11 protein-coding genes and 1 pseudogene are annotated in these 13,744 nt (G+C 37.5%); 1 reads left to right on the forward strand and 11 read right to left on the reverse strand.

Annotated elements, in window-relative coordinates; genetic code table 11:
- Positions 1-118: 118 nt before the first annotated feature.
- A complete protein-coding gene (locus tag ACFIKN_RS03235) occupies positions 119-952 on the reverse strand; it encodes an outer membrane protein (protein ID WP_375657924.1) in 834 nt (277 codons plus the stop codon).
- A gap of 1,016 nt (positions 953-1,968) precedes the next feature.
- Complete coding sequence (locus ACFIKN_RS03240) at positions 1,969-2,298, reverse strand: hypothetical protein (RefSeq protein WP_273790557.1); 330 nt, start codon at positions 2,296-2,298, stop codon at positions 1,969-1,971.
- 411 nt (positions 2,299-2,709) lie between these two features.
- Here ACFIKN_RS03240 and ACFIKN_RS03245 point away from each other — a divergent pair.
- Positions 2,710-3,144, forward strand: a pseudogene (locus ACFIKN_RS03245) (integrase); the annotation flags it as partial.
- Positions 3,145-3,393: 249 nt separating this feature from the next.
- On the opposite strand, the gene ACFIKN_RS03250 reads toward ACFIKN_RS03245, so the two are convergent.
- From ACFIKN_RS03250 to pstC, 9 genes are all read right to left on the reverse strand, one after another.
- The gene (locus ACFIKN_RS03250; RefSeq protein ID WP_273790559.1) at positions 3,394-4,014 is read right to left on the reverse strand and encodes a ribonuclease D; all 621 of its coding nucleotides are present in this window, start codon (positions 4,012-4,014) and stop codon (positions 3,394-3,396) included.
- A complete protein-coding gene (locus ACFIKN_RS03255; RefSeq protein ID WP_273790560.1) occupies positions 4,007-5,401 on the reverse strand; it encodes a M20/M25/M40 family metallo-hydrolase in 1,395 nt (464 codons plus the stop codon). The genes ACFIKN_RS03250 and ACFIKN_RS03255 overlap by 8 nt, the downstream gene beginning before the upstream one ends.
- Before the next feature lie 84 nt (positions 5,402-5,485).
- A complete protein-coding gene (mutM, locus tag ACFIKN_RS03260; RefSeq protein ID WP_375631056.1) occupies positions 5,486-6,361 on the reverse strand; it encodes a bifunctional DNA-formamidopyrimidine glycosylase/DNA-(apurinic or apyrimidinic site) lyase in 876 nt (291 codons plus the stop codon).
- 275 nt (positions 6,362-6,636) lie between these two features.
- Entirely contained in the window at positions 6,637-7,884 is a 1,248-nt protein-coding gene (locus tag ACFIKN_RS03265; RefSeq protein WP_375631057.1) for an aminopeptidase, read from the reverse strand.
- 177 nt (positions 7,885-8,061) lie between these two features.
- Positions 8,062-8,895, reverse strand: coding sequence for a cell wall hydrolase (locus ACFIKN_RS03270; protein WP_375631058.1), 834 nt, complete (start codon positions 8,893-8,895; stop codon positions 8,062-8,064).
- A gap of 548 nt (positions 8,896-9,443) precedes the next feature.
- A complete protein-coding gene (phoU, locus tag ACFIKN_RS03275; RefSeq protein WP_273790564.1) occupies positions 9,444-10,166 on the reverse strand; it encodes a phosphate signaling complex protein PhoU in 723 nt (240 codons plus the stop codon).
- A gap of 21 nt (positions 10,167-10,187) precedes the next feature.
- Positions 10,188-10,946 carry a phosphate ABC transporter ATP-binding protein PstB gene (gene pstB / locus ACFIKN_RS03280; RefSeq protein ID WP_273790565.1) on the reverse strand — a complete coding sequence of 253 codons (759 nt, stop codon included), beginning with the start codon at positions 10,944-10,946 and terminating at the stop codon, positions 10,188-10,190.
- Between the two features lie 51 nt (positions 10,947-10,997).
- Positions 10,998-12,287: a phosphate ABC transporter permease PstA gene (gene pstA, locus ACFIKN_RS03285; protein WP_375631059.1), complete on the reverse strand. Its 1,290-nt coding sequence runs from the start codon at positions 12,285-12,287 to the stop codon at positions 10,998-11,000.
- A complete protein-coding gene (gene pstC, locus ACFIKN_RS03290) occupies positions 12,284-13,744 on the reverse strand; it encodes a phosphate ABC transporter permease subunit PstC (protein ID WP_375637606.1) in 1,461 nt (486 codons plus the stop codon). Before pstC ends, pstA begins: the two co-directional genes overlap by 4 nt.

The following is a 13,744-nucleotide window of genomic DNA, read 5'->3' on the forward strand; positions in this document are numbered from 1 at the left end:
TCTGAATAATATCTTTTCACATCCACAATAAATTATGTATTGTGTGATAATATAGCAACAAAGAATAACAGAGGCTCTGTCTTTGACAGAGCCTCTTCGTTATTTAACTTACCATCTATTAAAATTTGTAAGCAACACCAACTCGGAAATCATTGGTTTTGTAAGATGTCTCATATTTATCATTTGAGAATTTCTTTTTACCAAAATCTGAGTAACGATATTCCGCACGGACAATAACGTTATTGGTCATTGCTAAATCAACACCAGCACCAAGCGTGTAACCAACAAGGGTCTTTGTTTCATCAGACAGAGTACCAGAAGCTATTACTTTATCTGAATCTTTCCCTGTTATTGAAATCAATGCACTATCTTGAAGCTGTGTATAGGCGATACCACCAGCAACATAAGGCATAATGCGTTCAGCTGCAAAACCAATACGTACACGTGTCGCACCAGCCCACTTTTCTTTAAAAGTGAAACTGTGGGTTCGTTTATCACCAGGTACAAGCGCATCTTTACCAATATTAATTCCAGATTCTGTTAATATCTTCTTAATATAATTTATGTGATCTGGAGCAATAACATATGTTTTTCCTGTCTTCGTGTCATCTTTATTAGACCACATGATATCTGTATCAACACCTAAAATAAGGCCATTGCCGAGATCAACGTTGGAACCTGCGTAAAAACCACCCATGAAACCAGATAGTTTAGGCAAAAGGTCATCAGGTGCTGGAATCTTTTTTCCGTTACTGAGAATATCCATTTTCGTCTTACCCGAAAAACCACCAATCTGCCCCCCAACATAAAAACCTGTCCAAGAAAAAGTTGGAGCAACAATAACAGGAGCAACAGGTGTTGGACTGGGGGGAACAATAACATCTGCTGCTTGAGCTGCTGAAGCTGAAACAAAAGCGAAAGCAGAAGCTGTTATTAACCATTTCATATTCATATTTTCTCTCCATAGCTGAATATTTATTTGAACACACCATTTCATATAGAGCCCCATCTTCAGATATCTGTAGCAAAAATGATACACTTATAAAAAAAACAAAAAGCCAATCAAAGTACCCTTAATTGCTTGATCTGTAATAAATGAGAATTAAACTATGCCTATGCACAAATGATCTCTTTTCCTCACGTTTTCTCTCCTTTATCATTTTGATAAAAAACTGCGCCACAGTACCCTCCGTGTAAAGCGTGTGCTATTGACATAAAAATATAACGTATTGATTTATAATGAAAAAATATCTTTTATATTAATTCGTCTGCAATATTGAAGATGCTCTTAATCTTAAGCCTTTTTTATTAAAGCCCCCCTGCACCTCACAAACGAGCAAGTGTGTGAATAAATAAAACTATTTAAAAGCTAAAATGCTTCCTATTAATACTCTCAATATTGTAATAGTGAAGACCGTTACAATATTGAGAGCAGCTAAATGTAACTGTTCCATTTAAATTCATACAAACAACGTTTTTAGCTTCATCCTTCGCATAACCAAATGTGAATAGCTCTTTGATTGTTTTTTCATCATTGTAAAGAACGCTTGTAGCGCACATGAACAAGATCTCCACTACCCTATGGACTGCAACAAGATTACATGCAATTTCATTACATTTACTCTTTGTTTTTAATTTAGGCATTTATTCCTTTTTGACATACTTACCATTTTTTTCTTCTCTCAACCTTATAGTAAAGTCTTTTTCAGAGCTTCAGCCTTATTTGTAGGCTATCATTTCATACTCCTTTACAAGACGAAATTGAAAAAAATACCTAAAGACAAACAACCGGTATGATAAACATTAAAACTTATATAGAAATCTCCTTAAAGCTGAAAAAATGAGAAATCTTTCTTAAAGTTTTCAAACCACCCCTTGCTTTAAAAATCATGAATTTGGCAGAAAAAATATCCCTCTTTTTCAACTTCAAAACATATATTATACTTCTTGATGTTGTTTTTTCACTTTTTAAAAACTCATTGGACCTCGTGCAAATAGGTTTGGCCGTCCTCTTTTCCCTGGTCTTCTTTTAGGATAATGATCTCTTTTTTTACCAGAATGTAACACAGGTACTAACTTAGCTGCTGTTATGCATTCGCTGTTATTTGTGCAAGAAAGTTCTATCTGAAAAACTTCAGATAATAACTTGCAAAGCTGTTCACCAGAAAAAAAACCTATTGGAGGAACAGTCGAAGATGCTCTCTGTATAAGATTTTGAGACGCTAAAAAACTTGCACCTTGAGCCATAGAGATTGAAGCAAAAGTAGCAAAAGCTGTAATAAAATATTTTATATTCATAAATTTAACCTCATCAAATATTCATAATGGATTTTATCTAGTACCTTCATTGCAAATTTCTAGAGAAAAATAATATGTTTATAGATAAAAAGTGAAAATCCTTAAAAATAAAGCTTTGGAGCATTTTGCTTTTAAAATAAAAGCAAATTGCCCTGCTCTGCCAACATAGAAATTACTTATTGAGTAATAAATAAAGGCACGAAGTATCGTCTGAAAATAATAAACTATACGAACTTCATATAATATACTGATTTATAATGATAATTTAGCGTTATTCATATTGACTGAGACCCCTAAACATCATAAGATTCTCTCATTCAAAATCTTTTTCATGTTGAATCAATTAAAACCATTTGTTTGCACGTTATAAGTTGGAAGAGCTGTGTGGATAAAAAACACTAAAAAACTAAAATGTCTCTTATGAACCGTGCCAAGGGCTACACAACATTGGGAATTGGCAAAGTGGTGTGATGGTAGCAGCTTGTTACTCCGTAAGCGTAAAAATGGGAGTGCTCAATGAATTTTATATCATATTTTTGGGAGCTTTATCGTTATACCATTCATAAGCGCCGCTGTAAAATGGATTTGGGTGCCGGTTTCTTTAAAAAAGCACATGAATTAGCAACACAAATATATTCCGTTTAGGGCGTTCTGTTTTACACGAAGAACGTAAATCCATTAAAAACATGAGGCAATGCGTAATCTCTATTATTTAACAGACATTGCTTTAAATACTTGTGAGAGTCGTAAAGCCGAATTAAAAATGATGGTAAAGATGAGATTTGGTTTTTACATTTACACATTCATATTCTCCCCCAATTAGGCTGTATACCGGTTGCAGAGATTTAAGTCTTCCAACCTACCGTATGTTTTCAGCCTCTCCTCAAAATTGCTTTGTTTCAAATAAAAGCTGTTACAAAAATAAAAAATATGAATTCGCAAAAGTACTTTTATTACCTAAACTTCAAATGAAATAGCACTTAAGAATTTATTATAATTCTTATCAGAAAAGATGAGAGGATAAAATGTCCATAATGTACAAGCATTTTGTCCTCTCACATCAATAATTAACTCCATTAAAAGCCAATTTTAAAGTTAGCTATGCGCAAAAATATCAACTTCCGCCCATCCTAAAAGATCAAGCCTAGCTCTCATAGGCAAAAATTGAAAGCATGCCTTGGCAACATTTTCTCGCTCTTCACGTCTTAAACGTTCTTCAAATATAACCTTTAAACGATGCAAATATAACACATCCGACGCAGCATATTCAATTTGCGCCTGTGATAACGTTTCTGCCGCCCAATCCGAAGATTGTTGCTGTTTAGAAATATTCACATTCAGCAATTCATTACAAATTTCTTTCAAGCCATGACGATCCGTGTAAGTACGCGTGAGTTTCGAAGCAATCTTTGTACAAAAAATAGCCTCTGGCATAACACCAAATGTATGTGCTAAAATAGCAAGATCAAAACGCCCAAAATGGAATATTTTTACGACTGCTTTATCTTTAAGAAGCTTGACCAAATTAGGTGCATTCTTTTGTCCTTTAGCAATCTGTATAATATCGGCAGTACCATCTCCAGAAGAAAGCTGAACAACGCATAAACGATCACGATGGGGTTGTAATCCTAAAGTTTCGGTATCAATCGCAACAGCATCAGTTTGATAATTATCTAAGTTTGGTAAATCACCTTGATGAACACGAATCTCAGCCATTTACCCTCCTATTTGCTAAAGCTGCAAGAATACGCGCCCAAGACCGCTGCCCCTTATGAAATGATTTTAAATTATACTTTTCATTAGGCGAATGAATACGGTCATCAGCCAGTCCAAAACCAACCAAAAGAGTTTCCATGCCAAGAATTGACCGAAAATCTGCTACAATTGGGATCGAGCCCCCCATGGCTGTCAAGACAGCAGGCACTTCCCACTCTTGTGATAAGGCATCCTTCGCCTCCTTGATAAAAGATGAATCATCAGAAATCTGAAGTGCCGGAGAAGAACCGTGATTCTTAAATTCAACCTTACAATCAGCAGGAATTGAGCTACGTACATAATCACGCAACGCTTGGCGTATTTTCTCTGGATCTTGCTTATGCACCAAACGACACGATACTTTTGCACTCGCTTGAGAAGCAATAACCGTTTTCATCCCTTCCCCTTCATAGCCGCCACTAATACCATTAATTTCCATGGTAGGACGTGCCCATACAAGCTCTAAAATGCTCCGCCCTTTTTCACCAGCTGGAACGGAAAGTCCTATAGGACCAAGAAAATTTTCAGCAGTACAATTAAGCGCATTCCATGATTGTAAAATATGTGGAGGTGTTTCTTCTACTCCATCATAAAAGCCAGGAAGTGTTGCCCTATTATTTTCATCGTGAAGTCCTGCTAAGATTTTCGTTAAAATACGAATGGGATTAGCTGCTACTCCTCCAAAATAACCAGAATGCAAATCACGATTAGCTGCTGTGATAATAATCTCTTCTGCCATAATTCCCCGAAGAGAAAGAGCAATAGATGGAGTATTCGCATCCCACATTGACGTGTCACAAACCAATGCATAATCTGCCTTAAGTTCATCTGTATTTGCTTTTAAAAAAGGAATAAGGGAAGGAGAAGCACTCTCTTCCTCGCCTTCACATAAAATAGTAACTTTAATAGGAAGCTGCCCTGTTTCTTTCTTAAATGCACGACATGCTTCAATAAAAGTCATCAACTGACCTTTGTCATCTGAAGCTCCACGAGCACAAATAACTTTCTCTCCATCTCTCTCTTTTAAAGAAGGTGTAAATGGATCATCCTCCCATAAACTCAATGGATCAACAGGTTGAACATCATAATGTCCGTAAAACAACACATGCAAACAATCATCTGAAGGTCCAGGATGATGCCCAACAACCATTGGATGCCCCGGTGTATCACGGCGTGAAGCCTCAAAACCGATGCTTTTTAAATCCTCTACTAACCAATCAGCTGCTTTACGACATGCATCCTTGTAAGCCGAGTCTGTAGAAATCGATTGAAAACGTAAAAGAGAAAAAAGGCGTTCAAGGCTCTTCTCTATATTTCCATCAAGATGTGTTAGTACTTTATTCAGCATAAAAAAAACCTTTCAAGCCTTGTGTAATTATATTATAGATACGATGACTTTAAGCCTCTTGTAAGATTTTGCAAGACGCCTTATTCATTTTTGACATTGTGAGCAGTAAAAACTTGAACGTCCAGCCTGTAAAATGCGCATAATAGGCGCTCCACATTCCAAACATTGCTTGCCTTCTCGTCCATAAACTGAAAAAGCATGCTGAAAATAACCAAGTGAACCATCTATATGCATATAATCACGTAAAGAAGAGCCACCAGACAAAATGGCTTCAGAAATCACATTGCGTATATTTTGTGCTAAAGAATCTGCAAATTCACGTGCCCGTGCCGTTTGTGATGCCAATGTAAATGCACCACGTTGTGGAGACAAACGACTCCGCCAAAGTGCTTCGCAAACATAAATATTCCCAAGACCTGCAACAATAGACTGATCAAGTAAAACACCCTTGAGAGACATTTTTTTATTAACAAAAGCCTTTTGTAAATAACGACCAGAAAACGAATTACTCATAGGTTCAAGACCTAGCTTATTTAAAAGTGGATGTTCATAAAGCTTATCCGTATCGACTAAAAGCATAAACCCAAAGCGACGCACATCATTATAAATAAGATGATAAACTTCACCATTCTTTGTCTGAATATCCATGACAAAATGATCATGCTTAACCAATTTACTTGTCGTTGAAAAAACTGTTCTTAAAAGATCATTCTCTATACGCCATGAACCAGACATTCCTAAATGGCTTAAAATCGTTTCATTCTGAGAAAGATGAAATAATAAATATTTTGCACGCCGACCAAGTTCTATAATTGTTCTGCCAATAAGGCGCTCAGAAAAAGCCTCAGGAAAAGGAAAGCGCAAATCTCTACGATTAAGTTTGACAGATACTATCTTTGCATCAGTTACAACGGACTCAAGTCCACGACGAACTGTCTCTACTTCAGGAAGCTCAGGCATTACTCTTCTTTAATAATTATACACTTTCCAATCGTATCTCTGATAAATTGACTTCTTCCCACCCCCCTCAAAGAACGAAGACTTCCTCTACATCTACTAAACAAATTCTTGATGAGTGGATTTTACTTGGATTCCTACTCATGTGAATCATTTAACTAAAGGCTTTATGGACAAACCCTGCCTTGAATATATACCACACACTCTAAAATACTTAACGTATCAATGAGGCTTACATCCCACCCCACCTCAAATGACCGTGTTTTATGGTAACAAAATTAAGCCCATTCACCCTTACGAAATACAGGAACTCTTACACCATCTTGGGTAATGCCATCTATATCAATTTCACCAGAACCAATCATCCAGTCAATATGAATGACACTTTTATTCCCACCACGTGCTGCAATCTCTTCTGACGTCAATGATGCCCCATCTAAAAAGCATTTGGAATAACACTGCCCTAAAGCAATATGACATGCAGCATTTTCATCAAATAAGGTATTATAAAAAAGGAGGCCACTCTTAGAAATTGGTGAAGAATGGGGCACAAGGGCAACTTCACCCAACCGGCTTGCACCCTCATCACTTTGCAAAACCTGCTGTAAAACTTCTTGGCCTGTTGATGCACGAGCCTCAACAATACGCCCGGCTTCAAAACGTACTTCAATATTATCAACCAGAGTTCCTTGATAGGAAAGGGGCTTTGTTGAGCGAACGAAACCTTCAACCTTATGAGCATGAGGAGTCGTGAAAACTTCTTCTGTCGGAATATTCGGATTGCAAATAACACCATTTTGAGCAACGGATGCACCACCATGCCATTCATGATCATCTGCCAAACCAACCGTCAAATCAGTCCCTGGCCCTGTAAAGTGTAAGGCAGAAAAACGCTGCTCATTAAGCCAAGATGATCGTTTCTTCAAATGTGCATTATGGACAGTCCACGCCTGTACCGGATCTTCTTCTGTAACACGTGAAGCAGAAAAAATTGCATCAGCTAATTTTTTAATCGCCTCATTAAGCGATAAAGAAGGAAACATCGCCTCAGCCCACCCTGCTGTTGGATAAGCAACAATCGACCAATTCATAGCAAAATTTGATATTTGCTTGAGTGCCGGCTGATAAGCTATTGAAGTGGCTTTATTTAAACGTGAAACCTTATCAAAATCCTGATTAGAAAGGAGCAAAGGATTATCCCCAACAATCGCTAAACGCGCTGCCCCATTTTCAAAAGCCTTTGCCATTCCCTCATAAAGCCAAGAAGGAGCACAATCAAAACTAGCTGTATGGGCATTTTCAAACCGTGTAAGCGATAATATATCATCACTAAAAATTGGTGCAATGACACCAGCACCAACCTTATAAGCATGATATGCAATACGCCGAACAAAAGGTAACGCTGAAACTGGAGCAGTTAAAACAAGATCTTGCCCCTCTTGTAAATTCAACCCCACTTTCACTGTAATTTCTGCAAGACGATTAAGCATTTCAGGCAAAATTGTCTCATGAATATCAAAGTACATTACCAATACCCTTCTTTAAATAGAATGCGTTCTTTATGTCGTCATATTATAAATTGTTTTTCAGATCCTTTGAGTTCGCTTTCTCTATGTATATTTATGCGTATCATTATCGCTAAAATTCACTTAATTCATAAACCACAATGGGTATATCATCCTTCTTTGGTCATGAAAAACTTACTAGTTCCTGTGTCGTTTTTCTAACATTGCAACAATTGCATTTAACTGATCAGATGAAGGTAAAGCCATAATCGTTTTATTTTCCTCTTTCCTAGCTAGATGTTGAGGTGCATAGGCAGGGATAGGAACTTTATCAAGCTGTACCATAGCAAAAGGCGCAGGATGTGCCATCTTGGACTGTGCTACTTCTGTCGAAGGAGATGTACTTTTCTCTGCCTTTACGCCCCTACTCTCTAAGCCTTCATCTATAAAGCTTGGCGCATGACCAGAACGTTCTTGAGCAAAAGCATAAGCAACATCATAAGGGCGATTATTTGTAGGAACTTGAAGTTCCCCATCACGTGATCGTTTTTCATAAAAAGCATTTCCCCCTGCAACCTGAACATAATGCATGTTTTTATACGGAAAAGACAAACCAGCGGTATGAAAAAACTTAGCGTGTTTAACTTTCTTATCTCGTTCACCCCGTAAAACGGCATCAGCTGCCTCTCTTACACGAGCAACAGATGCTTTCTCCGTCATAGGACGCGTTAAAACACCAGGAGCAAATTGCCTATATTGACCAACAACACCACAAATCGTCTTAGGATAGGCGGTCGAATTAACACGATTCATAACAACCGTTCCAACGGCAATCATTCCTTCACGGCTTGTGCGATTTGATTCAAAATACATCGCTCGCATAAGACATTGACGCTCTGTCAATGGATATGTAACCGTTTTTGTCTTATTATTATTTATTTTTCCAGCATCTAAATGACTTGAAGCACATCCCACAACAACTAACGGCGCTACACAACAGGTAACAAAAACATTCCAACGATTTTTTTTCATCTTATGCAACACATTCCTATAATCTCTGAGATATTCAAGTCTTGAAATGAGCTTTAAATGTATCTCTCAATAAAGTACATAGCTAATTGTTACCACTCAGCAAAATTTTAATACAAGAGGTAATCAAAAAGTATCTATGCAAAATAAAAAATAAAAAACTCTTAATTTACAGATCAATATTGTTATTATTCATGGTTCAATATAGGCTATAATAACCCATACGTTTCAATTATAGTAAAATAACGCTATCCATTTCTTCTACATACGAAAAATAATACAGATATCCCCTTTAATATAAAATTTTAACAAAATGATCTGAAAGGAAATTCCCCTAGAAAACTCCCCTCCGGCCACAATACGAGTGATGATATCATCTAATATACAAATATGTCAAACCAAGAGTTAGCAATCTGCCACGCTTCTCTGAAAAAACTCTTTGTTGCTTCTTTGTGCTTTTCCATAAGACGGTTATCTTATTCTTTCTATAGCTGCACTGTAAGAAAATACTCACATATCTACAAACTTATTTTATACATATAAGAAAAATTTTAATCTATTTTCTTCTCACCTACTCCAACTTTATAAGTAAGGTCATCGCGAGGACGATCAGAGGACATATGGTAACCCGTTATGATATAATGCAGCATTTCAGCAATATTAGTAACATGATCACCAATTCGTTCAATATTCTTTAAACAAAACAGTAAGTGCGTACAAACCGTAATATTGCGCATATCTTCCATCATATACGTCAAAAGTTCACGAAAAAGAGAAGTATACAAAGCATCAATCTTCTCATCACGCTCACGCACCGCGTCAACACGCTCTAATAGGCGACTCGTATAAGCATTTAAGACTTCTTTTAATTGATTGAGTGCTAAAGCTGTAATTGTTTCAAGCCCATGATAAACAGAAGCAGATTGTCGTATTTCTGAAAGTGCAACCGTCCTTTTAGCAATGTTTTTGGCCATATCCCCAATCCGCTCAAGATCAGAAGAAATACGAATGGCTCCAATAATTTCACGCAAATCGACAGCCATCGGTTGGCGTTTACAAATAATAGCAACCGCTTTTTCATCAATGTCACGTTCTGCTTCATCTAAAAATACATCATCGGCAATCACTGTCGTTGCAAGTTGAAGATCACTACACACAACCGATGCGACAGAACGTTCAATCATCCTTTCTGCATGGCTCCCCATTTCTATAATCCTTGCTCTTAAATATTTTAGTTCTGCATCATAAGAACGGACAGTATGGTTCATAGACATATCTTACACTCCTCAATTCACCTATCCAAAACGCCCCGTAATATAATCTTGTGTCCGTTGCTCTTTTGGTGAGGTAAAGATCATTTCAGTCGCACCAACTTCTACCAAATGCCCTAAATGAAACATAGCCGTATATTGAGAAACACGTGCAGCCTGTTGCATAGAATGCGTTACGATAACAATTGTATAATTTTGCCGTAATGCATCGATAAGCTCTTCAATCCGTGCTGTCGCAATAGGATCAAGAGCTGAACAAGGCTCATCCATCAAAATAACTTCAGGACTAACCGCAATAGCACGTGCAATACACAAACGCTGTTGTTGTCCCCCTGATAAACTTGTTCCAAGATCATGAAGACGGTCTTTTACTTCTTCAAACAAACCTGCCTGCCTCAAACTCTTTTCAACGACATCATGCAATTCAGAGCGCGTTTTTACTAAACCATGAATGCGTGGACCATACGCAACATTCTCAAATATAGATTTTGGAAAAGGACTGGGCTTTTGAAAAACCATTCCAACACGAGCGCGCAATTCTACAACATCAATCCGTGTGTCATAAATATTCTCCCCATCTAAGGTAATAAGACCGGTTGTTTTAGCGCCTTCAATCGTATCATTCATACGGTTAAAACAACGCAAAAAAGTCGACTTTCCGCATCCTGATGGACCAATCAAAGCAGTTACTTGATGTTCAGGAATATCAAGTGTAATACCGTGGAGTGCTTCTTTGTCTCCATAAGAAACCTTCACATCCTCACCACGCATTTTAATCTTCATTACAAAAATTCACCTTACAAAAATCTTATCAAAGTTGTTATTTTATTAAAATTACTGGCGGCGTTCAAATCGTCGTCGTAAAAAAACCGCAGAAATATTCATGATCGCAAGAAAAATCATCAATACAATAATAGCACCTGATGTCTTTTCAACAAAAGCACGCTCTGCTTCCCCCGCCCACATAAAAATTTGAACAGGCAAAGCCGTTGCTGGATCCATGGGGGTCGTAGGAATATTAACAACAAAAGCAACCATTCCAATCAAAAGCAAAGGAGCTGTTTCACCCAAAGCCTGAGCAATTCCAATAATTGTGCCTGTCAAAATGCCAGGCGCTGCTAAAGGAACAACATGATGAAAAATCATTTGTGTTTTTGATGCTCCCAGTCCTAAAGCTGCTGCACGAATAGAGAGAGGAACAGCACGCAGAGCAGAACGTGTTGCAATAATGATCGTGGGAAGAGTCATGAGCGCTAAAACAAGACCACCAACAAAGGAGGCTGAACGTGGTAATCCTAAAAAATTAACAAAAAAAGAGAGTCCTAAAAGACCAAACACAATCGAAGGAACAGCTGCAAGATTATTGATATTAACCTCTATAAAATCTGTAAATTTATTTTTGCGTGCATATTCTTCCAAATAAAGAGCCGTTGCTATGCCTATTGGAAGTGAAACTAATAAAACGATGCCTATCATATAAAGAGAACCAATAATCGCAACACCTAATCCCGCAGTCTCAGGACGACTTGAAGCGCCAAATGTAAAAAAACCAATATTAAATGTTTTATGAAGCGTACCATCATGCGCTAAACGTTTTATCCATTCCACTTGTCGATTAGAAACTTTACGGTTTTTTTCTGCTACACGCAGATCAATCTGTCCCTTATAAGCAGAATCAATATCCGCAGATGCCAAAACTTTAACTTTTTGCATTGTGCCAATCAATTTTGGATTCTTTGTCACCATTTCACGTAGTTGAACGCGGACACCATTTGAAAACATACGGTTAACGTCCCGAAGAGAGGCTCGATCATTTTGATTGATATTAAGTTTCTTTGCTAAAGCATTGCGTACAAGAAGTGGATAATTCGCCGTCATGAGAACTTGTGGTTTTGTTTTACGTTGACCACTTGGATCGATGATCTTTTCATCCAAATAAATCGACAATGTCATTTCACTTTGAAAAAAAGCTGTATAACCCTGACTAATGATAGACCATAAAAGCGCAAATAAAAAAAACAAACCAATAAAAATGGCAATCAAACCATAGGCACGAAAACGACGTTCAGCCCAATATCGACGCTTGAGACTAATATTGCGACGAGGAAAAAAATCTTCATTCATTCATATTGTTCCCGATATTTACGCACAATATAAAGAGCCAGAATATTCATCAAAAGTGTCATAACAAAAAGCGTCATCCCTAAGGCAAAAGCCACCAGAGTTTGTGGAGAATTAAACTCAAAATCACCGGTCAATTGATTAACAATCTTAACAGTCATCGTAGTCATTGCTTCGAAAGGATTGAGTGTTAAGTTTGCTGCAACACCTGCCGCCAAAACCACAATCATTGTTTCTCCAATTGCACGCGATGCCGTCAACAATATAGCCCCCATAATCCCTGGAAGCGCTGCTGGTATAACAACTTTTTTAATTGTTTCAGATTGTGTTGCGCCTAAACCATAAGAACCTTCACGTAAAATGCGTGGAACAGCCGTAATAACATCATCCGATAAAGAGGAAACAAAAGGTATCAACATAATTCCCATCACAACTCCAGCGGTCAAAACACTTTGTGCCATAATAAAACCAACCCCACCTGAGAGAGAAACAGAAAGATCACGTAAAAATGGTCCTACAACCTTCAAAGCAAAAAAACCATAAACAATGGTTGGGATGCCAGCAAGAACTTCCAATAATGGTTTTACAATTGCTCGCAATCGCGCAGAAGCATACTCAGCCATATAAAGAGCTGAAAATAATCCTATAGGTACAGCAAAAAGCATGGCAACAAATGCAATATAAAGCGTACCAGCAAGAAGCGGTATTAAACCAAATTGTCCTACTTCATCGCCTGAACCGCTCGCGGAAAAACGTGGATCCCAAACTGTTCCTAAAAAGAAATTTGAAAAGGATACAGACTGAAAAAAGCTTACTGTCTGAAAAAGCATAGAAAGCGCAATGGCTATTGTTGTCAAGACTGCAACAATAGATGCACAAATCAATCCAATAATAATAAAAGATTCAACCTTATTACGCGCACGTTGATGAGGCGCAATTTGCATCATTCCACAGATAAAACCAAAGGACGCAATAGCAAAAAGGAAAACATAACCTATAAATTTAAGCTTTTCAGAAGAAAATACCCACGACTGTGCTATTTTGAACACATCATCTGATGCTTCATCGGGTAAAATCCATCCCTTCGCGAGTAATTGTGCCTGCACTTCCTTATAGGAAGCGGTAGAAAGATTCCCCTCAAAGCGATGAATCTTTTTGACGAGACTTCGAAGTGTCTCCCAAAGTAGATCGTGATTTACAGGCTCTGTTACATGCGCACTATACGCCTCAAGCTCTCGAGAGGCATTATATTCTAAATAAATTGTACTCCCAGCATCCCAAACAATTAAAAAAATAAAAGCTGGAATAACAGTAATCAAAAATGTCCACCAGCCATAATAATACGCACGAGAATGCATTTTATGTTGTCTGTATTCAAGAATGCGTGCTCGCATATAAGAAATACAAAAACCACAAAATCCAAAAATCAATAATAACAAAATAATAAAGGAAATGCGCAT

The organism is Bartonella sp. CL436QHHD (assembly GCF_042195105.1).
Lineage (GTDB): Bacteria > Pseudomonadota > Alphaproteobacteria > Rhizobiales > Rhizobiaceae > Bartonella.

What these genes read in the sequence shown, in the direction of transcription:
- ACFIKN_RS03235 (WP_375657924.1), bottom strand. Translation starts at nt 952, where the DNA reads ATGAATATGAAATGGTTAATAACAGCTTCTGCTTTCGCTTTTGTTTCA.
- ACFIKN_RS03240 (WP_273790557.1), bottom strand. Translation starts at nt 2,298, where the DNA reads ATGAATATAAAATATTTTATTACAGCTTTTGCTACTTTTGCTTCAATC.
- ACFIKN_RS03250 (WP_273790559.1), bottom strand. Translation starts at nt 4,014, where the DNA reads ATGGCTGAGATTCGTGTTCATCAAGGTGATTTACCAAACTTAGATAAT.
- ACFIKN_RS03255 (WP_273790560.1), bottom strand. Translation starts at nt 5,401, where the DNA reads ATGCTGAATAAAGTACTAACACATCTTGATGGAAATATAGAGAAGAGC.
- mutM (WP_375631056.1), bottom strand. Translation starts at nt 6,361, where the DNA reads ATGCCTGAGCTTCCTGAAGTAGAGACAGTTCGTCGTGGACTTGAGTCC.
- ACFIKN_RS03265 (WP_375631057.1), bottom strand. Translation starts at nt 7,884, where the DNA reads ATGTACTTTGATATTCATGAGACAATTTTGCCTGAAATGCTTAATCGT.
- ACFIKN_RS03270 (WP_375631058.1), bottom strand. Translation starts at nt 8,895, where the DNA reads ATGAAAAAAAATCGTTGGAATGTTTTTGTTACCTGTTGTGTAGCGCCG.
- phoU (WP_273790564.1), bottom strand. Translation starts at nt 10,166, where the DNA reads ATGTCTATGAACCATACTGTCCGTTCTTATGATGCAGAACTAAAATAT.
- pstB (WP_273790565.1), bottom strand. Translation starts at nt 10,946, where the DNA reads ATGAAGATTAAAATGCGTGGTGAGGATGTGAAGGTTTCTTATGGAGAC.
- pstA (WP_375631059.1), bottom strand. Translation starts at nt 12,287, where the DNA reads ATGAATGAAGATTTTTTTCCTCGTCGCAATATTAGTCTCAAGCGTCGA.
- pstC (WP_375637606.1), bottom strand. Translation starts at nt 13,744, where the DNA reads ATGCGCATTTCCTTTATTATTTTGTTATTATTGATTTTTGGATTTTGT.